Source organism: Streptomyces sp. NPDC020299, from assembly GCF_044387825.1.
Lineage (GTDB): Bacteria > Actinomycetota > Actinomycetes > Streptomycetales > Streptomycetaceae > Streptomyces.
Genome location: NZ_JBIRWL010000021.1, coordinates 67,029 through 92,983 on the forward strand (window position 1 = coordinate 67,029; position 25,955 = coordinate 92,983).

Here is a 25,955-nt window from a genome sequence, read left to right on the forward strand (position 1 = left end):
TGAGCGGCCATCTCGCTCAACTGCGTTGAATCAAAGCCAAGTTGCCGTGCGCCAGGTCACACCCACACCGAGGGGCATATCGGGCACGTGCGCCACGGAGTCGCCTCACAGCTGACCCGTCACGTGATGTACGTCACACCTGTCGGCGTACGAGGCCCAGGTACCGGTCCCAGTCCCAGTACCGGCCGGGATCCGTGTGGTCCGTCCCCGGCACCTCGACGTGCCCGATGATGTGCTCCCGGTCCACGGGTATGCCGTACCGCCCGCAGATCGCGGCCGTCAGCCGCGCCGAGGTCGCGTACATCGCGTCCGTGAAGGAGGACGCGTGCTCCACGAACCCCTCGTGCTCGATGCCGACGCTCCGCTCGTTGTACTCCCGGTTGCCCGCGTGGAAGGCCACGTCCAGCTCGCGGATCAGCTGGGTCAGCCGCCCGTCCTTCCGCACGATGTAGTGCGCCGCCGCCTGGTGCGCCGGGTCCTGGAAGGCCTTCACCGCGCTCGCGTAGTCGCCCTGCGTGACATGGACGACCACCCGGTCCACCGGATAGTCGTCCGGCCGGTCCGCCCGCCGGTAGTTCGCCGCGGACGCCGCCACCCAGCGCGCACCCCGGAAGTCCACCGCGCCCGCCACCCGCGGCTTCTCCACCCCCGGCAGCCGCCACCACAGGTGCGAGAGCTCCTCGCGGGCGAGCGCGGCCGTGCCCGCGGCGGCCGCGAGCCCGCCGACGAGCAGGGCCCGCCGCCCCAGCCGCCGATCGGAGTCGCCCCTCGCCGCACCCACCTCTGTCACCCCCATGTGATCGTCAACGGATATGCGGGGCTTCCGGTTCCCACGCCCCCGTACCCTGGAGGGGCTATGACTGACACCCCGGACACCCCGCAGCGCACCCGCCCCCTCCGCGTCCTCGCCGCCATGTCGGGCGGCGTGGACTCCGCCGTCGCCGCCGCCCGCGCGGCCGAGGCGGGCCACGACGTGACCGGCGTCCACCTCGCGCTCTCCGCGAACCCCCAGTCGTTCCGCACCGGAGCGCGGGGCTGCTGCACCATCGAGGACTCCCGCGACGCCCGCCGGGCCGCCGACGTCATCGGCATCCCGTTCTACGTCTGGGACCTCGCCGACCGCTTCCGCGAGGACGTGGTCGAGGACTTCATCGCCGAGTACGAGGCCGGCCGCACCCCGAACCCGTGCCTGCGCTGCAACGAGAAGATCAAGTTCGCCGCGCTCCTGGACAAGGCCCTCGCCCTCGGCTTCGACGCGGTCTGTACCGGCCACTACGCCAAGGTGATCGTGGGCGAGGACGGCACGCGCGAGCTGCACCGCGCCTCCGACATGGCCAAGGACCAGTCCTACGTCCTCGGCGTCCTGGACGACCGCCAGCTCGCCCACGCGCTCTTCCCCCTCGGCGACACGGTCACCACCAAGGACGAGATCCGCGCCGAGGCCGAGCGCCGAGGCCTGGCGGTGGCCAAGAAGCCCGACTCGCACGACATCTGCTTCATCGCCGACGGCGACACCCAGGGCTTCCTGGCCGGACGTCTGGGCAAGGCCGAGGGCGACATCGTCGACGAGTCCGGTGCCAAGCTCGGCACGCACGAGGGCGCGTACGGCTTCACCATCGGCCAGCGCAAGGGCCTCAGGATCGGCACCCCGGCCCCCGACGGCAAGCCTCGCTACGTGCTGGACATCTCCCCGGTGGACAACACCGTGACGGTCGGTCCGGCCGCCGCCCTGGACGTCACCGGCCTGACGGCGATCAAGCCGCGCTGGTGCGGCGCCGCCCCCACCGGCCCGGGCACCTACACCGCCCAGCTCCGCGCCCACGGCGGCGAGACCGAGGCCACCGCCGAACTGGTCGACGGCTCCCTGGAGGTCCGGTTCGCGGAGCCGGTCCGGGGCGTGGCCCCCGGTCAGGCGATCGTCCTGTACGACGGCACGCGCGTGGTGGGCTCGGCGACGATCTCGGAGACGGTGCGGGCTACGGCTCTCGCCTGAATGATCTTCGGGACTGGCCCAGGACCAGCCACCGTCATAGGCTTCCCCTGCGGATCGTCCGCAAGAGTACGAGAGTGACGGGGGCGCCTCCCCGTCCGCCAGGAGGTCGAGGGTGCTCCTCCGTTTTCGGGTGGCCAATCACCGCTCGATTCGTGACGAGTGCGAGCTGTCGTTGATCGGCACCGTGCTCAAGGAGGGCATCGCGCGCGACACCGGTCTGGTTTACGACGACCGACCGGTCCCAGGACTCTCTGTCCTGGGCGTTTTCGGTGCCAACGCGTCGGGGAAGACCAATCTGCTCAGCGCCATGACGGCCATGCGGGAAGCGGTGCGCACGTCGTTCGCCGACTGGCCCAAGCAGCCCGGCGTCCCTCGCCAGCCTTTCAAACTCGACCAGGAGAGCGTTGACGAGACAACCCTCTTCGAGGTCGATCTCGCTCTGGGGCACCACCGTAAGGTCCGCTACACCTACGGATTCGAACTGTCCGACGAGCGTGTCGAAGCGGAGTGGCTGCACGCCTACCCCGACGGTGAGCGCCAGGTCTGGTTCGACCGGGAGGCCAACCGGCCGGAATCCGAGGGTCCCGAGTTCCTCTTCGAAGGAGCCGCCTTCACCGGGCCTCGCCGGGACGACCTGGTGGCGTACACGCGGACCGACGCGCTGTTCCTGTCCGCTGGAGCCACCCTCAACCATCCCGTGCTCTCGGCGCTGCACAGCTGGTTCCTCGACAACCTGTGGCTGGTCACGCCCGGTGAGGACATCACGGGCCGTACGACGTTCACTCAGCGGATGCTGACCGACAAGAGCCCGAAGAACAAGAGGCTCGCCTACCGCGAGCGGATCCTCCAGCTCCTCGCCATCGCCGATCTGGGCATCACCGGCATCGACGTCGATCCCGAGTCCGGCGGCATCCGGCTCAGGCACCGCACCCCGGACGGCGGGGACGTCCCGCTGGAGTTTTTGCGCGAGGAATCGTTTGGCACCCACGCCTGGTTCGCGTTCCTCGGCCCCATGCTCACCGTGCTGGACAACGGCACGACCCTGCTGGTCGACGAACTCGACTCCAGCCTTCATCCCACCCTGGCCGCGGAAGTCGTACGGATCTTTCAGGACCCGAAGGCCAACCCGAACAACGCCCAGCTCGTCTTCACCACGCATGACGCCACCCTGCTCGGCAGCGCGGTACTGGATCGCCCGCTGGACCGGGAACAGGTGTGGATCGCGGCGAAGGAACGCTCGGGGGCTACCAGCATCTATCCCGTGACGGCCGCCCACCCGGCGGAGGACGAGGACCTGGAGAGCGGATACCTGCGTGGCCGCTACGGCGGTGTACCGCGTGTCGGCGCGGGAGCGATCGCTCGTGAACTGTCCTGGCGGGAGGCGAAGGAAACAGCGTGAGCAGGCGGGGCGGACAACAGCAGGACAGCGGTGTCGGCGGGGCTGGCGGAGCGGGGATGCCACGGAAGCGCAGGGGAAGCCGGAACGACCAGTTCGCACCCGTTCCGTACCGGCCGCCGGTCTCCAAGGAACAGCGGGTTCTCTTCATCGCCTGCGAGGGCGAGGTCACCGAGCCGCAGTACCTCGACCACCTCAACGCCCGTTACGGGGACGGTGGCGACGATGAGCGACAGCCGTTCCTGATCCACCCGATCAGTGCCAAGAACGGTCTCATCCCTTCCAGGGCCGTCGCCGCTGTGCGCGACCACAAGCAGGCCGCGGGCGAGGAGGCGTGGGTGCTGTTCGACCGGGACGAGCACCACGACATTCCGAAGGCGGTCAAGGAGGCGGCCGCGGCCAACATCCAGGTCTGCTTCTCGCACCCGTCCTTCGATCTGTGGCTGCTTCTGCATTTCCAGGCGATGAGCGGGCGGCAGAGCGGCAGCAACAAGGAGGTCGTGAAGAAGCTGCGGGCGGCGCACCCCGCGTTCAAGTCCTTCGACGTGAAGAACGACAAGAGCGTCAAGGGCGACCGTCGTGAGGCGCTGGACGACGACGCGGCGAAGAAGGCGGTCGCGCACGCGAGAAGCCTGGTCAGCCAGTGCGAGCACGGTGACTGCAAGGCCGACAACCGCAAGCCCAAGCAGGTGCCGCGCGGCAGTGTGCCGGAGTCCGAGAGGAAGTGGGCCGCACGCTCCGGTCACGCCGAGGACTGCCCCGTCCTCAACCGGGACCCGTCCTCCGACGTATGGCGGCTGCTCGTCAGCCTCGGCATCGTGGACGACCGGTCGAGGTAGCCGACCACATGGCCGAAAGGCGCTGCTGCGGTGGTTTCCGCCCGCGCTGGTGGGCCGTCTAGGCTGCCCTGGCACGATTGCTCGACGACCCTCCACCACTCCCCACCGAAGGACCGGCGCGTGGCCCGCATCACCCTTCCTCAGCTGGAACGGCACCTGTTCGCCGCCGCCGACATCCTCCGCGGCCGGATGGAGCCCTCCGACTACCGGGACTACATCTTCGGGATGCTGTTCCTGAAGCGGGCCTCGGACGAGTTCCAGCCCGCCTGGGAGCGTACGTACCGGGAGCGGCTGAAGGAGACGGGCAGTAAGACGAAGGCCCTGCAGCGGGCCGACAACCCCGACTTCTACACCAAGGTCTTCTACGTCCCGCCGCGCGCCCGCTGGTGGACCGGCCCGCACGTACTCGACCCCGAGCACCCCGAGCAGACCGTTCCCGGGATCGAGGCGCTCACCGCCGAGACCAAGGGACCCGACGGCAAGGTCGTCCAGGCCGGCGAGTACCTCGACAAGGCGCTCGCTGCTCTCCAGGAGGGCAACTCGCGGCTGACCGGTGTCGCCTCCCACATCGAGTTCAACGCGGTCGTCGGCAACAAGCCCCGCTTCACCACCAACGAACTGCTGTCCCTGATCCGGCACTTCAGCATCTACCGGCTGCGCAACGAGGACTTCGAGTTCCCCGACATGCTGGGCGCTGCCTACGAGTACCTGCTCGGCCGGTTCGCGGACAGCGCCGGCCAGAGCGGCGGCGAGTTCTACACCCCGCGCTCGGTCGTGCGGATGCTGGTGCGGCTGCTCGACCCGAAGCCCACCGAGAGCGTCTACGACCCCTGCATGGGCTCCGGCGGCATGCTCATCGCGGCCCGCGAGTACGTGGAGGAGCACGGCGGTAATCCGGACGAGCTCGGCATCAACGGTCAGGACCGCAACCCGGCCTCCTGGTCCATGGCGAGTATGAACATGGTGCTGCACGGCATCCGCAAGTTCGACCTCCAGCACGGCGACACCCTCACCGAGCCCCTCCACCTCGACGCCGGCAAGCGCCTGCTCACCTTCACCAAAGTCCTCTCCAACCCCCCCTTCTCCCAGCCGTACGACCAGCAGGCGGTGGCCGCCGCGGACGGGGTGCACGGCACCCGTATGAAGTGGGGCTGGGCGCCAGAGAAGGGCAAGAAGGCCGACCTGATGTTCGTCCAGCACATGATCTCGGTGCTGGAGGAGGACGGCATGGTCGCGGTCGTCATGCCCCACGGAGTGCTCTTCCGCGGCAGCAAGGAGAGGGACATCCGCGAGGAACTGCTCCGTGACGACTGCGTGGAAGCGGTGATCGGCCTCGGTCCGAACCTCTTCTACGGCGTCGGCATCCCGGCCTGTGTGCTCGTGCTCCGGCGGCCTCGCAGGAAGCCGGACGCGGACCGGCGCAAGAAGGTCCTCTTCATCAACGCCGACCGCGATTTCACGGTGGGCCGCAACCAGAACGAGCTGGGCCCCGAGCACGTAGAGAAGATCGTCACCGTGTTCAAGGACGGGCGCGAGCTGCCCGGCTACTCACGCTGGGTCACTGTCGCCGACCTTCTCGCCGAAGGCGCGAACCTCAACATCCGCCGCTGGGTCGACAACTCGCCCCCGCCCGAGCCGCAGGACGTACGGGCCCACCTGTACGGGGGCGTGCCGGTCGCGGAGGTGACGGCCCGGTCGGGGCTCTTCGAGGCGTACGGGGTGGACGCGTCGACCCTTTTCGCGGAGCGCGATGACGACCCGGCGTACTACGACTTCCTGCCGGAAGGTCCCGAGGCCACGGTGGAGCGCATCGCCGACCTGACGGCGGCGAAGGAGGCGGAACTTCGGACCGCCTATGCCGCCTGGTGGGCGGAGGGTTCGAAGCTCTTCGCCCAGCTGGCCGAGGACCGCCTGCTGATGAACCTGCGCTCCGGCCTGCTGGACGGCTTCATCGAGGCGATCGGCGGGGTCGGCGTGATCGACGACTACCGCACGGCGGGCATCGTCGCGGACTGGTGGACCCACGCGCGCTACGACATGAAGGCTCTGGCGGCCGGCGGTTTCGCCCGCGTCCTCGAAGGCTGGGTCGACTCGACGGAGGCGATCGTCAAGCCGGCGGAGGGCGCGGTGAGCACGGGCACCACCGCGCGCAAACAGACCGTGACGGCCACGGACCGCCGCCGCGCGATGGACCAGCCCGTCGTACGCCACCTCATCCCCGAGTTCCTCGACCGGTACGCGGTGGTGGAGACGGAGGCCGCGGCGGCGGACGCGGCCTACAAGGAGGCGCTGGACGCGCTGGCGGCGGCGAAGCCCGCCGAGGACGGCGAGGAGGAGGCCGACGCGGCGGACACCGCCGAGTCGGCTGAGCCGGTTTCGGAAGAGGAACTCGCCCGGCTTGAGCGGGAGGTGGTGGTCTGCCGCAAGGTACGCACGGCTGTGACGAAGAAGCGCAAGGCGCTGGACGACCTCTTCCTGAAGGACCTCAAGGCGGCGGCCGAGGCCGTCCTGGCGGACGAGCAGCGGACGAAGGAGATCGTCCTGGACGTCTTGAACGAGGACGTGTCCGGGAGGGTGGACGCGGCGTTCGCGGTGGGGCGCCGGGAGTTGGTCGCGGTGTTCCGCCGGTGGGTGGAGAAGTACGCGGTGTCGCTGAGCGAGCTGGAGGGGGCGAGCGAGGCGGCGCAGGGGGAGCTGGGGGAGTGGCTGGAGGAGTTGGGTTATGGGCGGTAGCAGCGACTATGCGCGTACGGTCCGGCTGGGGTCTGTACTTGTACAGAAGCCGAGGAACGGGTATTCGCCGAAGGATGTTCCCGAGTGGACCGGTCTCCAGGCCCTTGGACTGGGATGCTTGACGTCGAACGGCTTTGCGCCAGTGCAATTGAAGAACATTCCCGATACGCCCACGGCCCGCCGCTGCCTTTTGGCCGACGGGGACCTCTTGATCAGCCGCGCGAACACCCGGGAATTGGTCGGGCTTGTCGGTCGCTACGTTCACACCGGTCATCCGTGCATTCACCCGGACCTCATGATGCGGCTACGGCCGGATGAGACGCGGTGTCTGCCTGCTTACCTTGAGCTTGTGCTTCGGTCGAACGCGATTCGTAGGGTTGTGCGGGCTGGAGCAAGGGGAACGAGCGACAGCATGGTCAAGATCAGCGGACCGCTTGTCGAAGGGCTTGAGGTTCCACTGCCACCGCTGGACGAACAGCGCCGGATTGTTGCCGCGCATGCCACCTTCGAGCGGCGGATTGGGGCGTTGGAGCGGACGCTTGGCAAGCTGAGGTTGGCCGAGCAGGCCTTGTCTTCTGAGGCTTTGTCGTGCGGGGAACTGTGGGACGAGGTCCCGCTCAAGAAAATCGCAACCGTCGCCGCCGGGGTGACCCTCGGTGCTGAGCCCGTCGGTGACGGAACCGTCGAGTTGCCGTACCTGCGCGTCGCCAACGTCCTGGACGGGAGCATCGACACAGCGGAGGTCAAGCGGGTCCGGATTCTCCGTGCTCAGTACGAGCGGTACGCCCTGAAGAAGGGGGATCTGCTGCTCACCGAGGGCGGGGACCTGGACAAACTCGGCCGAGGTGCGGTCTGGGACGGACGCATCGAGTCCTGCCTCCACCAGAACCACGTGTTCCGGGTTCGCTGCGGTGAGCGGCTGTCGTCGGACTTCCTCGCGCTGTACACGGCGTCGCCCGCGGGACGGGCCTACTTCCAGCGTGTGGGCAAGCAGACCACGAACCTCGCGTCGATCAACTCGACCCAGGTGAAGGCGATGCCCATTCCGGTGCCCCCGGTGGAGGAACAGGAGCGGTTGCTCGGGCCGATTCGTGCGGTCAGGAGGCGTTCTGGGGCATTGGAGAAGCAGATCACCAAGCTGAGGGCTGTTCAACGGGCGGTGGTCGAGGACCTGCTGCTCGGGCATGTCGAGCCTTCCGCAGCCTGAGCGGAGCCGCCTGCTCAACTGCCGAGCCCCGCCTTGACGCTCGTCACGAGCGCCCCCAGCGCAGCCCGGTCCGTGGTGAGAACGCGGGCCGGGCTCGCGCTCTCGCGCAGGACGATGCCCTCGGGGCTCGGTGCGGCTATCTCGACGCAGGCGTTGCCCGAAGCCTCCGAGAACGAGGACTTGATCCACTTCAACCTGTGCAATGGGGGGCACCTCTTACAGCTCTTTGGCGATCTCAAGGATCCGATTCCTGGACTCCTCCGGATTCAACGCCACCTGTTCGACCAAGTCCAGCCGCCGACGGAAGTTGGACAGTTGGGTGGGCGAGTCAAAGAAGACCGCGCCGATGGGCGAGTCCACCTGGACGGTGTCCAGATGAGGACTCGCGTCGGCTGCGTACATGATGGTGTCCCCGGCCATGGGAAATCCTTCGGCTGTCAGCGGGATCACCAGCAGCCTGACGTTGGGGCGCTCGCTTTCTTCCAGTAGACGACTCAGTTGGGCCTTGGCCACCTGGCGACCGCCGACCCGAAGGTGGAGGGCTGCCTCGTAGACCAAGCCTGTGTAGGGCACGCCGGGGGCGCCCGCCACCACCTCGTGCCGAGCCAGGCGATGGGCGACGCGCAACTCGACCTCCAGCCTTGGCAGTGACGGGACGAAGAGGTCGAACAGGGCGCGGGCGTGCTCTTCTGTTTGGAACAGCCCAGGGACGTGGGCCGTCTGGAGAGTGCGCAGGCACGTGGCGTGGTGCTCAAGCTCCGCTACGTCCAGAAAGTCGGGCGGGATCTTGCCTCGGTATTCGTCCCACCATCCCCGCGCACGTCCTCCGGTCATGACGGCAAGAGCGTCGATCAACTCGCTGTTGTCGCACTCGTAGATGCTCGCCAAGCGGCGTAGACGGTCTTCGCTGATGCCGAAGCGGCCGGACTCAATGTTGGAGATCATCGTGCGATCCACTCCCAGCCTCTCGGCGGCGACAGGGGCGGACATGCCGACGGAGTCACGGAGCCGTCGAAGTTCAGCGCCGAAGCGCCGCTGACGAATCGTTGGTGCGTGGCGTGGTGCCATAGGTCAACTCCTTGCTCGCGCGCAAAGTTTGCCGATCTCGGTGTGGGGCCGTCCACAGCAATCCTGATTAACACTCGTTTTGGTGACTGAGGTAGCACGCGTTTTAGCGCTGAGGCTAGCCTGTGACTCAGGCCACCACCCCTGCCCCACCCAGCGGAAGCGCACCGGTACGACCACCCGCCCATCCGGAGGGCGGCGCCCGCGCCGACAGAGACACCGCACCCACCCGGAGCCGAAGGCCACGGCCCACCCGCGCGGTTCACAACCGCGCACACCACAGCCACCCGCACCAACGGAGGTGCCGCGTGACCCAACCCCCCACTACCCCCACCGCCCTCACGGTCCACGACGATCCCGAACCCCCACCGCACCCCGCCCCGCTCCCCTTCACCGCCCCCTGGAGCTACGAACTCCACTTCCCTTGCGACCCCCGCGCGCCCGGCATCGCCCGCCTCACCCTCCGCGCCGTCCTGACCGCCCACGGTCTTGCCGAACTCGTCGAGCGGGCGGAACTGCTGACGTCCGAACTCGCGACCAACTCGGTGCGGCACACCAAGGGGCCCGCGTTCGTCCGCCTGCACTGGCTGGAACCCGTACTCCGCGTCAGCGTCTGGGACATGAGCCCCGACCTGCCGACACTCGTGCCACCCCTGGCCGTTCCCGCGCACGCGCCCAACGGGCGAGGCCTCCTCATCCTCGACCTGCTCGCCGACCGCTGGGGCGGCTGCGGGACGGGCCAGGGGCCGTACGGACCGGCCGGCAAGACGATCTGGTTCGAGCTGGCCCTTCCACCGGGCCCGCCGTACAGGAGTGGTTCCGCGGCCGGGCTCGCCGCCTGACGGGCTGAACGGTCCGGAGCGCTGTCCTTGCGCTCGGAGCGGAGACACGCCCCTGTCCGGCCGCGCGGACCCCTCAAATTCGGATCATTTGCACTCGACCCCTGGCATATAGAGTCGGAACAGCCGGAGCCAAAGGAGTATCCAATGATCTCGGCAGCAGACAACCAGGCCCTGCCGCCCCAGGACCCTGAGCCGATCCAGGCTCACGTCACGGTCTCGGGCGCGATGGCAGGTGTCCTCCGCGACCTCGCCGCCCTCGACGGACGAACCCCCGAGGCGCTCGCCATCGAATGGGCTGCGGGAAAGCTCGTCATCCCCGAGGGGACCGTCGGTGACGCGGTCGAGGAGTGGGGGCTTTTCGACGGGCCGCCCGACCTGGCAAGCCGCGTGCACGAATACCTGCGGGGCGGGAGCTCTACGTGACCGAGCCCGTCAACCTCGCCGTTGCCGACACCAGCATGCTGCTCGCAGCCTTCAACCGTCGCGACGAGCGGCACCAGGACGGAATCAATGCCTTCGGGGCGGCCAGGATTCTCGTCCTGTCCCCTCTCGTTCTCGCCGAGCTGGACTACCTCCTGCATCAGCAGGCCTCGGAGAAGGAGGCCGTAGAGGCCGTATCTCGCTTGCGGGCCCTCGTTGGTACGGGTTACGCGCGCGTCCCCGTCGTTGACGCAAAGCTCCTTGGTGAGGCGGAGAAAATCCAGCGCGACTACATGGGGCAGGCGATCGGCCTGACCGATGCCGTCAACGCAAGCCTGGCCTGGCGGCTTCAGCGACCCACGATCCTGTCCTTCGACAACCACTACCGGATCATCGCTCCACGGCGATCGGGCGAGCGGCCACTGGACGTACGGCCCTGACCGCGGTCTGGCCGTGGCTTTGCTGACCAGCCCACTGGTGCGGCGCCCCTGTCCGGCTTCGGCTGGCGTCACGCTTACTGACGAGAAACCCGGCAAGCGGACCACGCGCGGTTTGTGGCAGTGGTCCTCTGCCCCCTGGACCCCTCGTGGCTTGATCACGAGGCCAAAACGCCCCTGGTCGCATCCCCGCCCGTGAGTAGAGTCTCCCGTACGTCCCATGACGACGCTGGGGCGCACGGTGACGGCAGGGAGTCCAGCGGTGGGTCGGCGGGAGCAACCGGAGTACGACAAGACCGAGAAGCCGCTGATACGGCAGCTGGTCGAACTCGGATGGGAGCACCTGGAGGGCGCGCCGTCCGGCCAACCCGCCACCGCGCCCGGCCCGTCCGGACGCGAGACGTTCACGGACGTCGTCTACGCCAACCGGTTCCGGGACGCCGTGTCCCGGATCAACACGCTCCCGAACGGCGGCGGCACCTGGCTCACTGCCGCCCAACTCGACTACCTCCTGGCCCTCGTGCTCGGCTCTGCCCCCGGGCAGGGGCCGGTGGATCGCGGTGTGGGCGGCAACCTCGCCGTGACCCGGCTGCTGCGCAAGGGCGTCAACGCCCGCGTGCTGCCCGGCTGGCGGAAGGGCGACCCCGAGCACGTACAACTCGTCGACTGGGACGGGGAGAACGGGGGCCGCAACGACCTCCTCGCGGTGAGCCAGTTCCGCGTGGAGCGGAAGGGCGGGGGGCCCGTGACTCCCGACCTGGTGCTGTTCGTCAACGGGCTGCCCTGGGTCGTCATCGAGTGCAAGGCCCCGCTCACCTCCGGCGGCAGGGAGGGGAGCAGAGCCGCGCTCGACGAGGCGGTAGGGCAGGTCTGCGGCTACGCGAGCCTTGAATCCCCAGCCCCCGTCGCGGAGTTCACCCGGTTCGCGCAGGTGCTGGTCGGCACCGACCGGACGTACGCCGAGCTGGGCACCGTCACCTCGACGCCCGAGTACTTCACCCCGTGGCGGACCACCGAGCCCGCGCCCGCCGACGGCTGCGACACCGACATGGCCGTGCTCGCCGCAGGAGTGCTTCGGCCCGGTCATCTCCTCACGCTCGTGCGGGACTTCACCACCGAGCGCGGTCAGGGGCACCGTACGCTCAAGGTGATCGGCCGCTACCAGCAGTTCAAGGCCGTGCACAGACTCGCCCATCGGCTCCGGGAGCGCAGGCGGGCGGTGGCGGCGAGGCGGGACGTCGACCAGCGCGGCGGTGTCGTCTGGCACACCCAGGGGTCCGGCAAGAGCCTCACCATGGCCTTCCTGGTGCGTCACCTCAGGAACGACAACGAGCTCAAGCGGCACAAGATCGTGATCGTCACCGACCGGATCGACCTGGAGAAGCAGATCCGGTCGTCGCTGGCGGCCACCGAGGAAACCGTTCACCGGGCCGACGGCGTCGCCGACGCGCGCGCCCAGCTCGCCGTACGCGTACCGGACGTCGTCCTGGTCATGCTCCAGAAGGCCCAGCGGGACGACACCGCCTACGACAGCCGCGCGGACGATCTCCTGCCGCAGGGGGCCGACAAGGACGCCCCCGCCGACGAGCGGCCCGCGAACCCCGGCCACGACATCGTCGTGCTCGTCGACGAGGCCCACCGGGGTCACGCCGGCTGGCTGCACGTCCGGCTGCGCGCCCTACTGCCGAACGCCGTCCTCGTCGGATTCACCGGCACGCCCATCATCCGGGGCACCCGCAAGGAGACCGAGGACATCTTCGGGAAGCTGGTCGACGCCTACACACTGCGCGAGGCCGAGCTGGACCGTTCCGTCGTTCCCGTGCGCTACGAGGCGTACGACGCGCCGCTGGAAGTGATCGAGAAGGCCGCGCTCGACGTGAAGTTCGACGAGCAGGTGCCCGACGACCCGGAGCGGCGCGAGCAGGTGCTGCGGAAGTTCGCTCGCAGGAAGGAAGTCCTCGAGGCGTCCTCGGTGATCGCGTACAAGGCCGACTTCATGCTGCGGCACTGGGCGGTGAACGCCCTGCCCGACCGCTTCGGAGCCCAGCTGGCGGCGGTGTCCCGGCTGGCCGCCGTCCGTTACCGCGACGCGCTGCTCGACGCCCGGGACCGGCTGCTCGCGCAGCTCGACGCGCTCGACCCCGCCATCGCCCACGACCCGATGGTAGCCCTCGGCGCCGACGACGAGATGCGGAAGCTGCTCACCGTCCTGCCGCACCGGGATGTCCTCGCCTCCATCGACGCGGCGGTCGTGATCCACGGCGACCCGAGGAAGGATCCTCCCGACTGGCGGCAGTGGACGCTGAAGTCGCGGCAGGACGCGTACGTCGAGCGCTTCAAGACGGGTCTCGGGGACCCCTTGGCCGCGGCCGCCGACCCCTCCTGGCCCGTCGAGCCCCACGGTGCGTCGGGGCAGGCGCACGGTGCCGCCGGAGGCCCCGTTACAGACGTGTTCTGGCTTGAGCACCCGGGAGCGGAAGACACCGCGGACGACGACCGTGACGACCACGATGACCGGGAGACAGCGGAGCCCCTCGCCTTTCTCGTCGTCCAGTCGATGCTGCTCACCGGCTTCGACGCCCCCGTCGAACAGATCCTCTACCTGGACTGCGCCCTTTCCGGCGCCGGTCTGCTCCAGGCCGTAGCCCGCACCAACCGGCCGTATCCGCGCAAGCGGTGGGGAACGCTCGTCGACTTCGTCGGCATCGGCGTCGAGCTGGCCCGCTCCCTGCGCGCCTACGAGGAGCACCACCTGCGGGAGGTCTACGGCTATGACAACGTCTCCGTCGACCACCTCCGCCCCGACTTCGAGGGGACACCGCCCACCGACGAGGGGCTGCTGCTCAAGGCGGACGCCGCCGCGGACCGGCTTCTCGGCGATCTCCACAGCCGTGTCGCCCGCTTCCTCGACGGCCACGGACTGGCGTCGTACGACGAGCGCGGCGTCCTCTCCCTGTCCGACGAACAGCGCCGCGAGGCACTGCTCGACGTGCTGGAGGACCCGCTCGCGCGCGGGCAGTTCGACGAACACGCGCGAGACTTCCTGACGGCTCTGAGCGCCGTCCTGCCCCGGCCGTACGCACTGAGGTACGAGCGGTTCGCAGGCCTGCTGGGCGAGGTGCAGTACCTGGCGCGCCAGCGCTACCTCGACGGACGCGACGAGTTCAGCCCGCGCCGGTACGGGGCGAAGGTGCGCAGGCTCATCGCCGACCACCTGCGGGTGACCGGCGTCGAACTGCGCGTACCCCCTGTCGAGCTGAGCGCACCCGAGTTCATGGAGCGGGTCGACGCCAACCCCGACGCCCGCGCCAGGACCAGGTACATGGTCAGCCGCCTGCGGACCTACATCACGGCGAAGATCGGCACGGACCGCGCCCGCTACGAGCCGTTCAGCGCACGCCTGGAAGAGATCGTCCAACGGATGCGCCAGGACTTCGAGCAGGCCGCGGCCGACCTGGCACGGCTCGTCGGCGAGATCACTGTGGACGTCGAGGAGACGGGCCCGAGCCTCGACCCGCTGACGGAACGGCCGGTGTATCGGGCGCTGGTGAGGGAACTGGAGCAGGCGGGCTCGACACCTCTGCCCGCCGACGTGGACCTGTACGTGGCGGCCTGTCTCCTCACGGCGGACATCGCGGTTCTGGTGCGGGCACCGCACTTCGTGACCCAGGCCGACGCCCGTATCGAGGCCCGCAAGGAACTGCGCTTCAAAGTGGCCGCTCACCTGCACATGGACTGGGACGACACCGCAGACATGGCCGCCGCTCTGCAGGAACTCGCCGTGGAGCGGCGTGGCGACTTCTTGCGGTACGAGGGGCGGCCGCACGCGTGATCAGGGGCACCGGTCCCAGCCGTTGTCGGTGCCGAGTGGTACCAATGCCGAGTGAGTGTGTCCGTGCAGTCTGCCCTCACGTCGCTCCCCCTGCCGGGCGAGTGGACGTGGGAAGTCGTCGTACGGCCGCGCCGCCGGACGCTCGGGATCGAGATCCGCGAGGACGGCGGTGTGCTCTTCGCGGTGCCTCCTGGTGCCGACCCGCAGGAGGTCGCGGCTGCCGTCCGGTCCCGGCTGCCGCGCATTGCGAGCGAGGTCGACCGGCGCAGGCGAAGTGGAGGTGAGCCCCGCAAGGAACTGGTCAGCGGAGCGAGCTTCGCCTATCTCGGCCGCCGCCACCGGTTGAGAGTCCTGCCTGCCGGGTCGGGCGCACGGGTACGAATGCACCATGGGTGGCTGGAACTCCCGCGGCGCGACTCCGCTCGGGAAGGCGCACGGCTCATCGCCGACTGGTACACCGTACGGGGCACGGAATGGATGACCACTCGTGTGCGGCCTCTGGCCGTGCGGGCAGGTGTGGCTCCCAGAGAAGTGGTCGTAGGCGATCTCAAGGAGCGTTGGGGCACCTGTGACCCGGACGGGACCATCACCGCGCACTGGGCGCTGATGCAACTGCCTCCCCCCCTTGTGGACCTCGTTCTCGTTCATGAGCTGACGCATCTGACGGTGTCGGCTCACGGGCCTTCGTTCCGGCGCAGGATGCGGCTGGTACTCGAAGGTCTTGAGGATCTGGAGCGCCGTTTCGCGCTGGCAGAGCGGGAGCTTTGGCGCGGAGGTGTGTGAAGAGCCGTCTGTTCCAATCGGTCCTACGACGTTCACGTGAGCGTGCCGGGGCCCCGCTCACTCAAACACCGAAGAACTCCGTCAGCACAGGCGCCAACACATCCGGGTCCACCATGTGTGTCTGGTCCGCCAGCTCGCGGTACGTCCCCCGGGGCGCCGCCTCCGCGACCGCGCGGGTCGCCTCGCGGAGCCAGTCGGGGCTCGCGCCGCCCGCCGCTGCCAGCACCGGGACGGTGATCGCGGCCAGCCGGCCCCGGGGGGCCAGGCCACCGCCCATCACCGCGTCGTCGTAGGCCAGGGTCGGCGCGATCGCCTCCATGTCGGCCCACATGGGGGACTGGCGGGCCCGCTCGATCATGCCCTCGGCCAGTCCGGTGAGCTGGAGGAACAGCGCGACGGCATCACCGGGCATGCCCTGCTCCAGCGCCTCGGTGAGGTTCCGCGTGTACTCGGCGCGTCCCTTCGCGTCCTGCTCATCGAGGGCGTACGGCGTCTCGTAGACGGCCACCTGACGGACTGGCAGCCCGCTCGCCGCCGCCTCCAGCACGAGTGCCCCGCCCGAGGAGATGCCGTACAGCACCGCCTCACCGCCCACCGCGTCGATCAGCGCCGCCAGGTCCTCCACCTCGCGCTCCACCGCGTACGGCGCCGTGTCGCCGCTCTCGCCCCGGCCCCGGCGGTCGTACACGACGGCCTGGAAGCGGTTCGCGAGCCGCTGTGCCAGGGGCAGCATGGTGTGGCCCGTGGACATCGCGCCGCTCACGAGGATCAGCGCGGGGCCCCGGCCGGTGGTCTCGTAGGTGATGCGGGTGCCGTCGGCGGAAAGCGTCTCCCTGTCCATACCTGTGCAGACTGCCCCACGACACGGATCTCATCGGTCAGGACACGTCGACTTCGCCGACTTCGCCGACTTCCACCTCGTAGAAGCAGAGGTGGTCCTTGATCGGTGCGACGTCCGGCTTGGGATCGGGGTACGCCCACACCAGGTCGGGCGCGTCCGGGAGCGACCAGTAGGAGGCCGTCCCCTTGAAGGGGCAGTACGTGTGGGTGTCGGAGGGGGTGAGGAGGTCCAGCCGGACGTCCTCGGGCGGGATGTAGTACCGCACCGGACAGCCGGTCTCCCGCAGCACCAGGGGACGGTCGCTTTCGGCCAGCACCTGCTCGCCGTGCAGCACGCGCACGTGCCGCTCGACCTGCTCGATCGTGATCGTGTGTCCTGCAGCCATGACAGGAGAGCGCTCGAGGCCCCCGGGTTGTTCCCTCGTACGCTGGCCGCATGCGAATCTGCGTCTTCCTCTCCGCCGCCGAGCTCGACGACCGCTACACGCGCCCCGCGCGCGAGTTCGCCGAACTGATCGGCAAGGCGGGGCACACCCTGGTCTGGGGAGGTTCGAACGTCGGCCTGATGAAGGTGGTCGCGGACGGGGTGCAGGAGGCGGGTGGCCGGCTCGTCGGCGTCTCCGTCGGGTTCCTGGCGAACCGGGCGCGGCCCGGTGCCGACGAGATGGTGATCGCCCGCGACCTCGCCGAGCGCAAGAAGCTGCTGCTGGAGAAGGCCGACGCGGTCGTGATCATGGTGGGCGGCACCGGGACGCTCGACGAGGCCACCGAGATCCTGGAGCTGAAGAAGCACGGCCGCACCGACAAGCCGGTGGTGCTGCTGAACACGGCGGGCTTCTACGACGGGCTGAAGGAACAGTTCCGCCGTATGGAGGACGAGGGCTTCCTGCCCCGCCCGCTGGCCGACCTGATGTTCTTCGCCGAGGAGCCGGTGGCCGCGCTGGCCTACCTGGAGGAGCACCAGGACGTCGCGTGAGCGGCGGGCGGTGCGAGCATGGCCGCATGGCTACTCATGTGATCACCGGGGCGGGTTCCGGCATCGGCGCGGCCGTGGCCCGCCTTCTGCACGCGCGCGGGGACGAACTCGTCCTGCACGCGCGCGACGCCGGCCGTGCGAAGGAGCTGGCGGCCGAGTTCTCCGGGGCGAGGACGCTCGTGGGCGACCTCGCCGACCCGGACCGGCTGTCCTGGGCCTTCTCCCACCAGACGCTTCCCGAGCGGGTCGACTCCCTCCTCCACATCGCCGGAGTCGTCGACCTCGGCGAGGTGGGCGACCTGACCCCCAAGTCCTGGCGCCACCAGCTCAACGTCAATCTGATCGCCCCGGCCGAGCTGACCCGCCACTTCCTGCCCCAGCTCCGTGCCGCCCGGGGCCACGTCGTCTTCGTCAACTCCGGCGCCGGCCTCGCCGCCCACGCCGGCTGGTCCGCCTACGCCGCCTCCAAGCACGGACTCAAGGCCCTCGCCGACTCCCTCCGCCACGAGGAACACGGCAACGGTGTGCGCGTCACCTCGGTCTACCCCGGCCGCACGACCAGCCCCATGCAGGCCAAGGTCCACCAGCAGGAGGGCAAGGAGTACGACCCCACCCAGTGGATCGCCCCCGAGTCCGTGGCCACCACGATCCTCACCGCCCTGGACCTCCCCAGGGACGCGGAACTCAACGACGTGACGGTACGACCGGGTCTGTGACACTCCGCGAGCGCGGCTTGCCCGTCCGGGGTTCGACGCCGAGGCGGTCCACTCCCGTCTGGGGGCTCCGCCCCCAGACCCCCGGCCCATGCCCACCCACCACCCGTGCGAGTGGGCTGGAGGGCGCGGCTCTCCTCTCCCGTCGCGGCCGGCTCCCATCAGCCTGTCCGGCGTTTGAGGACGAGGCCGTTCAGGCCGATGGGGGGCCAGGGGGCGCGGCCCCCTGGCGGGGTCGAAGGGGCGGAGCCCCTGGGGACGGGAAGGGTAAGGGCGGCGGGGGCGAGACAACCAAGGCCCGCCCTCCCTACGTAGGCTTCACCCGTGACCGACAACCACCTCTTCGGCCCCGCCACCGGCATCGGCTCCCTCCCCGGCACCGACGCCCGGGAAGCCGCCAAAACAGCCACCGGCAGCTTCGAGGACTTCCCCTTCCTCCCCGAGCTCCCCGCCCGCGGCCCCGGCGCCGACATGATCGGCCGCACCGCCGGAATGCTCGTCGAGCTGTACGCGCGCGTGGAGCCCAGCGGCTGGCGGATCGGCGACCGGCCGGGCCGGGACACCAAGCGGGCCCGCTCCTGGCTGGGAGAGGACCTCGACGCGCTGGAGGAGTTCACGCAGGACTACGAGGGCCCGCTGAAGGTGCAGGCCGTCGGCCCGTGGACGCTCGCGGCGAACCTGGAGCTGAGGAACGGCGAGGCCGCCCTCTCCGACCCCGGCGCCTGCCGCGACCTCGCCGCCTCCCTCGCCGAAGGCCTGCGCCAGCACCTCGCCGAGGTCCGCCGCCGCATCCCCGGTGCCCGCCTCGTGCTCCAGCTCGACGAGCCCTCCCTCACCGCCGTCCTGCGCGGCCAGGTGAAGAGCGCCAGCGGCTACCGCACCCACCGTGCGGTGGACCGGCAGGTCGTCGAGGCCACCCTCCGCGACCTGGTCGGCGTGCACGCGCCGGACCCCGTCGTGGTCCACTCCTGCGCCCCGGACGTGCCCTTCGCCCTGCTGCGCCGGGCAGGCGCGGCCGGGGTCTCCTTCGACTTCTCGCTTCTCACCGAGCGTGACGACGACGCGATCGGCGAGGCGGTGGAGGGCGGCACCTGGCTCCTGACCGGAGTCGTGCCGGGCACGGACGGCCCATTGTCAGACCCTGCCGGTAGCGTCATGGGTGTCAGGACGTTGTGGCGCAGGCTGGGGCTGCATCCGGGGCTGCTCGCCCGGGCGGTGACCCTCACCCCGGCGTGCGGACTCGCGGGTGCTTCCCCGGAGTACGCGCGCCGGGCGCTCGCCCACTGCGTCCGGGCGGCGAGATCCCTCGCGGACAACCCAGAGTAACGGGAGGACAACACGGTGGCCGGCGACAAGCAGCAGGCGGAGACGGCAGTGCCCGCCGAGGCACGGGAGAAGCACGCGCAGCTCGCTGAGCAGATCGAGGAGCACCGCTTCCGGTACTACGTGAAGGACGCTCCCGTCATCAGCGACGCCGAGTTCGACGGGCTCCTGAAGACTCTGGAGGCGCTGGAGGAGGAGTATCCGGAGCTGCGCACGCCGGACTCGCCGACCCAGAAGGTCGCCGGGTCGTACCAGACGGAGTTCACGTCGGTCGAACACCGCCAGCGGATGCTCTCCCTGGACAACACCTTCAACGACGACGACCTCGCCACCTGGGCCGACCGCATCGCCCGCGAACTCGGCGAGCAGGAGTACCACTTCCTGTGCGAGCTGAAGGTCGACGGCCTCGCCGTCAACCTCACCTACGAGCGCGGCCGCCTCACCCGCGCCGCCACCCGGGGGGACGGCCGCACGGGCGAGGACATCACGCCCAACGTCCGCACGATCGCGGAGATCCCGGACCGTCTGAAGGGCGACCGCGTCCCCGACCTGGTGGAGATCCGCGGCGAGGTCTACTTCCCGATGGAGAAGTTCGCGGAGCTCAACGAACGGCTGGTGGCGGCCGGTGACAAGCCCTTCGCCAACCCCCGTAACGCGGCCGCCGGTTCGCTGCGCCAGAAGGACCCGCGGGTCACCGCCACCCGCCCCCTGCACATGGTGGTCCACGGCATCGGCGCCCTGGAGGGCTACGAGGGCCTCACCCGTCTCTCCCAGGGCTACGACCTGCTGGGGACCTGGGGCCTGCCCACCTCCCGGCACAACCGGGTGGTCGACGACCTCGACGGCGTACGGGAGTTCATCGCGTACTACGGCGAGAACCGCCATTCCGTGGAGCACGAGATCGACGGTGTGGTGGTCAAGCTCGACGAGATCCGCCTCCAGGGCCGGCTCGGTTCCACGGCCCGCGCCCCGCGCTGGGCGATCGCGTACAAGTACGCGCCGGAAGAGGTCAACACCAAGCTGATCGACATCAAGGTGGGCGTCGGCCGCACCGGCCGGGTCACGCCGTACGCCCAGGTCGAGCCGGTCACGGTCGCGGGCAGCGAGGTCGAGTTCGCCACCCTGCACAACCAGGACGTCGTCAAGGCCAAGGGCGTCCTCATCGGCGACAACGTGGTGATCCGCAAGGCCGGTGACGTCATCCCGGAGATCCTCGGGCCCGTCGTCGACCTGCGCGACGGTACTGAGCGCGAGTTCGTGATGCCGGGCGAGTGCCCCGAGTGCGGTACGCCGCTGCGGGCCATGAAGGAGGGCGACATCGACCTCCGCTGCCCCAACGCCCGCACCTGCCCGGCGCAGTTGAGGGAACGCGTCTCCTATCTCGCCGGCCGCGAGTGCCTGGACATCGAGCACTTCGGCCAGGTGGTGGCGGCGGCGCTGACCCGCCCGCTGGAGCCGGCCGACCCGCCGCTGGTGGACGAGGGCGACCTGTTCGACCTGACGGTGGAGGCGCTGCTCCCCATCAAGGCGTACGTGCTCGACCCGAACAGCGGTCTGCCCAAGCGGGACCCCAGGACGGGCGAGGAGAAGGTCGTCACGGTCTTCGCCAACCAGAAGGGCGAGCCCAAGAAGAACACCCTCGCGCTGCTCCAGTACATCGAGGAGGCCAAGACCCGTCCGCTGGCCCGCTTCCTGAACGGGCTTTCCATCCGCCATGTGGGGCCCGTGGCGGCGCAGGCCCTCGCGCGCGAGTTCCGCTCCCTCGACCGCATCGAACAGGCCACCGAGGAGGAGCTGGCGACCACCGACGGCGTCGGCCCCATCATCGCCGCGGCCCTGAAGGAGTGGTTCGCCGAGGACTGGCACCGCGAGATCGTCCGCAAGTGGAAGGCGGCCGGAGTCCCGCTGGAGGAGGCGAGCTCCGGCGAGGACGAGGGGCCGCGTCCGCTGGAAGGGCTCACCGTGGTCGTCACCGGCACGCTGGAGAACTTCACGCGCGACGGCGCCAAGGAGGCGCTGCAGAGCCGAGGTGCGAAGGTGACCGGTTCTGTATCGAAGAAGACGTCATTCGTCGTCGTGGGTGACAACCCGGGATCGAAGTACGACAAGGCCATGCAACTCAAGGTGCCGGTTCTGAACGAGGACGGTTTCGGCGTCCTTTTGGAACAGGGCCCCGAGGCGGCGGCCGAAGTCGCGCTTCCGACCGAAGAGTAGCGGTTGAAGGCCTCCCGAACGGCGCATATCAGATGCATACGGGTGGCCGGGGTGCATTCGGGCAACCGTCGACGACCGCTGCCCGTGGAAGCGTTCCGCGGCCTACTGTTGACGTGTGCGCCTGCCGTGCCCAGCTGCGGTCGGGGCATCCCCCTGCCCGTGCGGGGCAAGGGGAAGGGCTTTCCAACGCGGAGCCGCTGAGGGTTGTCGGGCGTCGGGCCGCGTGGCGTGGGCACCGCCGGTTGTGAGAGGGACGGGAATGGAACCGACCGAGAGCGCCGCTCCGGACTCCCGGCTGCGCCTGCGCCGCATGGCGGACGCATGGCGGACGAGCCGGTGGCCGGGGCGGACCGCGGAGCGCCCGGGCGCGCAGGGACGTGCCGCCGGGCCGCCCACCGCGACGGACGCGCGCACCGCCCCCGTACCCCTGGCCGTCGAGCCCGCCGCCCTGCCGGGCGCCGAACCCGAACGGCCCCTGCCCTGGCCCGCGCTGCACGCGGCCGTCGTGGCGGCCGCCGCCATCGCCCTGGGCGCCGGTTTCCTCCGCGCGTTCACCGGCCACCACGCGCTCTTCCCGTCCGGCACCGTCGGCTGGTCCCTGGCCGTGCTGACCGGTGTCATCGTCGGCCATCTGGTCATGCTCGGCCGCTCCCGCTGGTGGGGTGGCACCGGTTCCGGCGCCGCCCTCACCAGCGCCGTCCTGCTGCTGTACGGCTGGGTGCCCGCCGGCATGGTCAGCCTCACCGTCGTCGTCCTGGTCGGCATAGCCCGCCGCCACCGCTGGCGCCAAGGGGTACTGCAGGGCGCGGTGGACATCCTCGGGATCGGCGCGGGCGCCCTGGTGCTGGGCGCCTTCGGCCGCGTACCCACCGTCGAGCGGCCCTGGAATCCCGAGAGCTGGACCGTCACCACCGCCCCCGAGGTCGTCCTCGTCGCGTGCGCCTATCTCGGCGTCACCCGCATCCTGTTGTGGTACCTGCACGCCCCGCGCGTCGGTCTGCCCACCGTCGCCCGCACCGCCCTGGTCCGGCACGGCCTGGTCGCCGTGGCGCTGCTCGGCATCGCACCGCTGGTCTGCGTGGTCGCCGTCGCCCAGCCGCTGCTGCTCCCGCTGTTCGCCATCCCGCTCATCGCGCTCGACTCCACCCTGTGGATAGCCCGGGCCCGGGCGGAGGAGCAGTTGCGCGATCCGCTGACCGGGCTGCCCAACCGGCAGTGGCTCCTGGAGCGGATCTGGACGGCCCTCGACGACGCCGAGCGCATCGGTGCCCGCGCCGCCCTCATGCTGATCGACCTGGACCGCTTCCGGTCGGTGAACGACACCCTCGGCCATCTCGCCGGTGACCGGCTGCTGTTGCAGATAGCGGACCGGCTGCGCCTGGCGCTGCCGCGTGGTGCGGAGGCCGCCCGGCTCGGTGGCGACGAGTTCGCCGTGTTACTGCCCGTCGCCGACTCCACCACGTCGGCGACCCGGGTCGCCCGCGGCCTCGTCACCGCCCTCAGCTCCCCGCTCGACCTCGACGGACTCACCCTCGTCCTGGAGGCCAGTGCGGGCGTCGCCGTCTTCCCCGACCACGCCCTGGACGCCGAGGGGTTGCTGCGCCGCGCGGACGTGGCGATGTACCAGGCGAAGCGGGACCGTACGGGCGTGGAGGTCTACGAGTCCAAGCGGGACTCCAACACGCCCGACCGGCTGGGTCTGCTGGGCGATCTGCGCCGGGCCCTGGACGCGCACGAGGTCCAGCTGCACTACCAGCCCAAGGTCCGCTTCGACGGCCAGGTGGCCGGTCTGGAGGCGCTGGTCCGCTGGGTGCATCCGGAGCGCGGGAAGGTGCCGCCGGACGAGTTCATAGCGATCGCCGAGTCCTCGGGGCTGATGCCCCATCTGACGGAGTACGTACTGGAGACCGCCCTCGGGCAGGTCGCCGTGTGGCGCGCGCAGGGCCTGTTCGTGCCGGTGGCCGTCAACGTCTCCCCGCGCGATGTGCACACCCCCGGCTTCGCCGGCTCGGTGGCCGCGCGGCTGGCCCGGCACGGAGTGCCCGCGGGAGCGCTCCAACTGGAGATAACGGAACACGTGCTGCTGGAGGACCCGCAGCGGGCCGCCGACACCCTCGCCGGACTGACCGGGCACGGCGTGAAGATGTCCCTCGACGACTTCGGTACCGGGTACTCCTCGCTGGTTCATCTGCGCCGGCTGCCGGTCAGCGAGCTGAAGATCGACCGCTCGTTCGTGGCCCGGCTGGCCGTCGACACACAGGACGCGGCGATCGTCCGCTGCACGGTCGACCTCGCCCACTCCCTCGGCCTGCTCGTCGTCGCCGAGGGCGTCGAGGACGACGAGACCTGGGAACGCCTGCGGGATCTCGGCTGCGACGCCGTCCAGGGCTGGCTGGTGGCCGCGGCGATGCCCCCCGAGGAGACCACCGCCTGGCTGCTGGCCCGCGGACCGCGGGGATGGCAGCGGCCACGGGCGGCTCTGCCGGCCGCCGAGTGATCTTCCCGCGGAGTCCCGTCAGTCCGCCCGCGCCGTGAAGTGACCGATCAGCAGCGCCAGCCGGGTCTCGTGGGCGTGCTCGGGCAGACGGCCGCTGCGCATCAGCGTGACCAGCCCGTGCAGGCAGGCCCAGTACGTCTCCGTGAGGGCGCCGAGGTCGTCCCCGTCCGCCGCGATCGGCTGCACGGTCTGCAGCAGTTCACCGAACGCCTCCTGCAACGCTGCCGGGGCCTCGGGCGTCGCGAACGGCAGGTCCACGGTGAGCGTGAAGATGGCGTCGTAGAGGGCCGGCCGGCGCCGGGCGAACGCGGTGTACGCCTCGCCCACCGCCGTCAGCGTGGCCCGGGCGCCCTCGGCCGCCGTACGCGCCGCCCGTAGTTCGACGGCCAGGTCCGCGCAGCCCTGCACCGCGACCGCGGCCATGATCGCGTCCTTGCCCTTGAAGTGGCTGTAGAGGACGGGCTGGCTGTACTCGATCTCGGCGGCCAGCCGTCGGGTCGTCACCGCGTCCCAGCCCTCGGCTTCCGCCAGTTCGCGCGCGGCCGTGACGATCAACCGCTCGCGCTCCGCTCGTTCGCGCTCCCGGCGCGTCTGGATCGACATGCTCTTGATTCTAGCACCGCTAGCCAATCTGTCGATGCTCTGCTAGCTTCGCTCTTGTCCCTAGCGCTGCTAGCAAGGAGAAGCGACATGACCGTCACCGCGTACACCCTGGCCATCGTGCTCGACGTGTTCTGCCTGTTCCTCGGCTACCGGTTCCTGTTCCAGCCCGGCCCCGCGGCCGCCGGTTACGGCGTCCCGGCGGACCCCGGCGGCGACGCCGGCGCCTACCTGACCAACAAGGGCCTCAAAGACGGCACGTTCGGTGTGGTGGGCCTGGTACTGCTGGCCTTCGCCGGGGCGCGCCCCGAGGCCTGGTTCATGCTCTGCGTGGCACTCCTGCCGCTCGGCGACACGCTGATAGTCCTGCGGCACGGCGGTACGAAAGCCGTCGCGTTCGGGATCCACTTCGCCACCGCGGTCGTTGTACTGATCAGCGCCGCCCTGCTCTTCCTCGTCTGACCACAGCACTCTTCCGAGCACGTCAACCGCATCGACCGGGGGTTTGGACATGTCGCTGTTCGTTCCGAAGTTCGACGAGTCCGTGATCGTCCGCGAGGCCGAGGCCGAAGTCGTCGGCCGCGCGCCCACCACCATCCGCCTGCTGGCCGACAGCAGCGCGACCGGCGGCGCCCTGTCCACCCAGCGCGTCACCCTCACGGGCGGCGCCGACGGCGCCAAACCGCACTGGCACGACAACTCCGCCGAGATGTTCTTCCTGCTCGACGGCGCCGCCGAGATCCTCTCCGGCGAGGACGTCGTCACCGCCGGCCCCGGCGACCTCGTCATCGTCCCGCCCGGCAGGCCGCACGCCTTCGCCGCCGTGCCGGGCGCCGACGCCGATCTGCTGATCGTCCTCACCCCGGGCGTCGAGCGCTTCGAGTACTTCCGCCACCTGCAGCGCATAGCCCTCGGCGAGGCCACCCCGGAGAGCCTTCTCGAGGTGCAGGACCTGTACGACAACCACTTCCTGCGCAGCCCCGCCTGGGACTCCCGCCGGTGACAGGGCAAACCGTTTCACGGGCACGCCGCCCCGCCCCATAGGATTGGGGACTGGCGTCACATTCCCGCCTGCCCCGCGACGCCTGGCACGCACGCTCGCGGCGTTGCCGAATCGCCCACGTGGCTCCGCCACGAGGGCGCTCCGGCGCCTTGCGATCGCACGCGCCAGACGCCGCGTGGCCCGCTCTCCGGGCGGAGGGCGGGAATGCGACGCCAGCCCCCCGCCCCAAACCACACACACTC

23 protein-coding genes are annotated in these 25,955 nt (G+C 70.1%); 17 read left to right on the forward strand and 6 right to left on the reverse strand.

The window, feature by feature from the left end:
- Window positions 1–133: 133 nt before the first annotated feature.
- Window positions 134–796, reverse strand: coding sequence for an N-acetylmuramoyl-L-alanine amidase (locus ACH45E_RS38350; RefSeq protein WP_361452111.1), 663 nt, complete (start codon window positions 794–796; stop codon window positions 134–136).
- A 60-nt stretch (window positions 797–856) separates the two neighbouring features.
- Between ACH45E_RS38350 and mnmA the strand changes: the two genes are divergently transcribed.
- From mnmA to ACH45E_RS38375, 5 genes are all read left to right on the forward strand, one after another.
- A complete protein-coding gene (gene mnmA, locus ACH45E_RS38355; RefSeq protein ID WP_361452108.1) occupies window positions 857–1,993 on the forward strand; it encodes a tRNA 2-thiouridine(34) synthase MnmA in 1,137 nt (378 codons plus the stop codon).
- A gap of 112 nt (window positions 1,994–2,105) precedes the next feature.
- On the forward strand, window positions 2,106–3,392 hold the full coding sequence (locus ACH45E_RS38360) for an ATP-binding protein (protein ID WP_361452105.1): 1,287 nt from the start codon (window positions 2,106–2,108) through the stop codon (window positions 3,390–3,392).
- A 56-nt stretch (window positions 3,393–3,448) separates the two neighbouring features.
- A complete protein-coding gene (locus ACH45E_RS38365) occupies window positions 3,449–4,228 on the forward strand; it encodes an RloB family protein (protein ID WP_361452102.1) in 780 nt (259 codons plus the stop codon).
- Window positions 4,229–4,348: 120 nt separating this feature from the next.
- Window positions 4,349–6,961 carry a class I SAM-dependent DNA methyltransferase gene (locus tag ACH45E_RS38370; protein WP_361452099.1) on the forward strand — a complete coding sequence of 871 codons (2,613 nt, stop codon included), beginning with the start codon at window positions 4,349–4,351 and terminating at the stop codon, window positions 6,959–6,961.
- Between the two features lie 412 nt (window positions 6,962–7,373).
- Window positions 7,374–8,168, forward strand: coding sequence for a restriction endonuclease subunit S (locus ACH45E_RS38375; protein WP_361452097.1), 795 nt, complete (start codon window positions 7,374–7,376; stop codon window positions 8,166–8,168).
- Between the two features lie 14 nt (window positions 8,169–8,182).
- On the opposite strand, the gene ACH45E_RS38380 is transcribed toward ACH45E_RS38375, so the two are convergent.
- Window positions 8,183–8,371, reverse strand: a complete 189-nt coding sequence (locus tag ACH45E_RS38380; RefSeq protein ID WP_361452094.1) for a DUF397 domain-containing protein — start codon at window positions 8,369–8,371, stop codon at window positions 8,183–8,185.
- Window positions 8,372–8,384: 13 nt separating this feature from the next.
- Window positions 8,385–9,236 (reverse strand): helix-turn-helix transcriptional regulator, encoded by an 852-nt coding sequence (locus tag ACH45E_RS38385; protein ID WP_361452091.1) that lies wholly within the window; start codon window positions 9,234–9,236, stop codon window positions 8,385–8,387.
- 305 nt (window positions 9,237–9,541) lie between these two features.
- Between ACH45E_RS38385 and ACH45E_RS38390 the strand changes: the two genes are divergently transcribed.
- The 5 genes from ACH45E_RS38390 to ACH45E_RS38410 all read left to right on the forward strand — a co-directional run bounded on the left by ACH45E_RS38390 (window position 9,542) and on the right by ACH45E_RS38410 (window position 15,547).
- Complete coding sequence (locus ACH45E_RS38390; protein WP_361452088.1) at window positions 9,542–10,075, forward strand: ATP-binding protein; 534 nt, start codon at window positions 9,542–9,544, stop codon at window positions 10,073–10,075.
- 144 nt (window positions 10,076–10,219) lie between these two features.
- Window positions 10,220–10,498: a hypothetical protein gene (locus ACH45E_RS38395; protein ID WP_361452085.1), complete on the forward strand. Its 279-nt coding sequence runs from the start codon at window positions 10,220–10,222 to the stop codon at window positions 10,496–10,498.
- Entirely contained in the window at window positions 10,495–10,935 is a 441-nt protein-coding gene (locus ACH45E_RS38400) for a PIN domain-containing protein (protein ID WP_361452082.1), read from the forward strand. The genes ACH45E_RS38395 and ACH45E_RS38400 overlap by 4 nt, the downstream gene beginning before the upstream one ends.
- A gap of 217 nt (window positions 10,936–11,152) precedes the next feature.
- Window positions 11,153–14,764 carry a type I restriction endonuclease gene (locus tag ACH45E_RS38405; RefSeq protein ID WP_361452079.1) on the forward strand — a complete coding sequence of 1,204 codons (3,612 nt, stop codon included), beginning with the start codon at window positions 11,153–11,155 and terminating at the stop codon, window positions 14,762–14,764.
- Between the two features lie 63 nt (window positions 14,765–14,827).
- Entirely contained in the window at window positions 14,828–15,547 is a 720-nt protein-coding gene (locus ACH45E_RS38410; protein WP_361452076.1) for a YgjP-like metallopeptidase domain-containing protein, read from the forward strand.
- 61 nt (window positions 15,548–15,608) lie between these two features.
- On the opposite strand, the gene ACH45E_RS38415 is transcribed toward ACH45E_RS38410, so the two are convergent.
- Together ACH45E_RS38415 and ACH45E_RS38420 are read right to left on the reverse strand one after the other, a co-directional pair.
- A complete protein-coding gene (locus ACH45E_RS38415; RefSeq protein WP_361452073.1) occupies window positions 15,609–16,388 on the reverse strand; it encodes an alpha/beta hydrolase in 780 nt (259 codons plus the stop codon).
- Between the two features lie 37 nt (window positions 16,389–16,425).
- A complete protein-coding gene (locus ACH45E_RS38420; protein ID WP_361452070.1) occupies window positions 16,426–16,773 on the reverse strand; it encodes a DUF427 domain-containing protein in 348 nt (115 codons plus the stop codon).
- 50 nt (window positions 16,774–16,823) lie between these two features.
- On the opposite strand from ACH45E_RS38420, the gene ACH45E_RS38425 reads away from it, so the two are divergent.
- From ACH45E_RS38425 to ACH45E_RS38445, 5 genes are all read left to right on the forward strand, one after another.
- Window positions 16,824–17,363 carry a TIGR00730 family Rossman fold protein gene (locus ACH45E_RS38425; protein ID WP_361452067.1) on the forward strand — a complete coding sequence of 180 codons (540 nt, stop codon included), beginning with the start codon at window positions 16,824–16,826 and terminating at the stop codon, window positions 17,361–17,363.
- Between the two features lie 26 nt (window positions 17,364–17,389).
- A complete protein-coding gene (locus tag ACH45E_RS38430; RefSeq protein WP_361452064.1) occupies window positions 17,390–18,079 on the forward strand; it encodes an SDR family oxidoreductase in 690 nt (229 codons plus the stop codon).
- A gap of 321 nt (window positions 18,080–18,400) precedes the next feature.
- A complete protein-coding gene (locus ACH45E_RS38435; protein WP_361452061.1) occupies window positions 18,401–19,402 on the forward strand; it encodes a methionine synthase in 1,002 nt (333 codons plus the stop codon).
- A 15-nt stretch (window positions 19,403–19,417) separates the two neighbouring features.
- Window positions 19,418–21,613: an NAD-dependent DNA ligase LigA gene (gene ligA, locus ACH45E_RS38440; RefSeq protein WP_361452058.1), complete on the forward strand. Its 2,196-nt coding sequence runs from the start codon at window positions 19,418–19,420 to the stop codon at window positions 21,611–21,613.
- A 259-nt stretch (window positions 21,614–21,872) separates the two neighbouring features.
- Entirely contained in the window at window positions 21,873–24,110 is a 2,238-nt protein-coding gene (locus ACH45E_RS38445) for a bifunctional diguanylate cyclase/phosphodiesterase (protein WP_361452055.1), read from the forward strand.
- An 18-nt stretch (window positions 24,111–24,128) separates the two neighbouring features.
- On the opposite strand, the gene ACH45E_RS38450 is transcribed toward ACH45E_RS38445, so the two are convergent.
- Window positions 24,129–24,713: a TetR/AcrR family transcriptional regulator gene (locus ACH45E_RS38450; RefSeq protein ID WP_361452052.1), complete on the reverse strand. Its 585-nt coding sequence runs from the start codon at window positions 24,711–24,713 to the stop codon at window positions 24,129–24,131.
- An 87-nt stretch (window positions 24,714–24,800) separates the two neighbouring features.
- Here ACH45E_RS38450 and ACH45E_RS38455 point away from each other — a divergent pair, with 87 nt between their 5' ends.
- Entirely contained in the window at window positions 24,801–25,172 is a 372-nt protein-coding gene (locus tag ACH45E_RS38455) for a DUF4267 domain-containing protein (RefSeq protein WP_361452049.1), read from the forward strand.
- A gap of 49 nt (window positions 25,173–25,221) precedes the next feature.
- Window positions 25,222–25,713, forward strand: coding sequence for a cupin domain-containing protein (locus tag ACH45E_RS38460; protein ID WP_361452046.1), 492 nt, complete (start codon window positions 25,222–25,224; stop codon window positions 25,711–25,713).
- Window positions 25,714–25,955 lie beyond the last annotated feature (242 nt).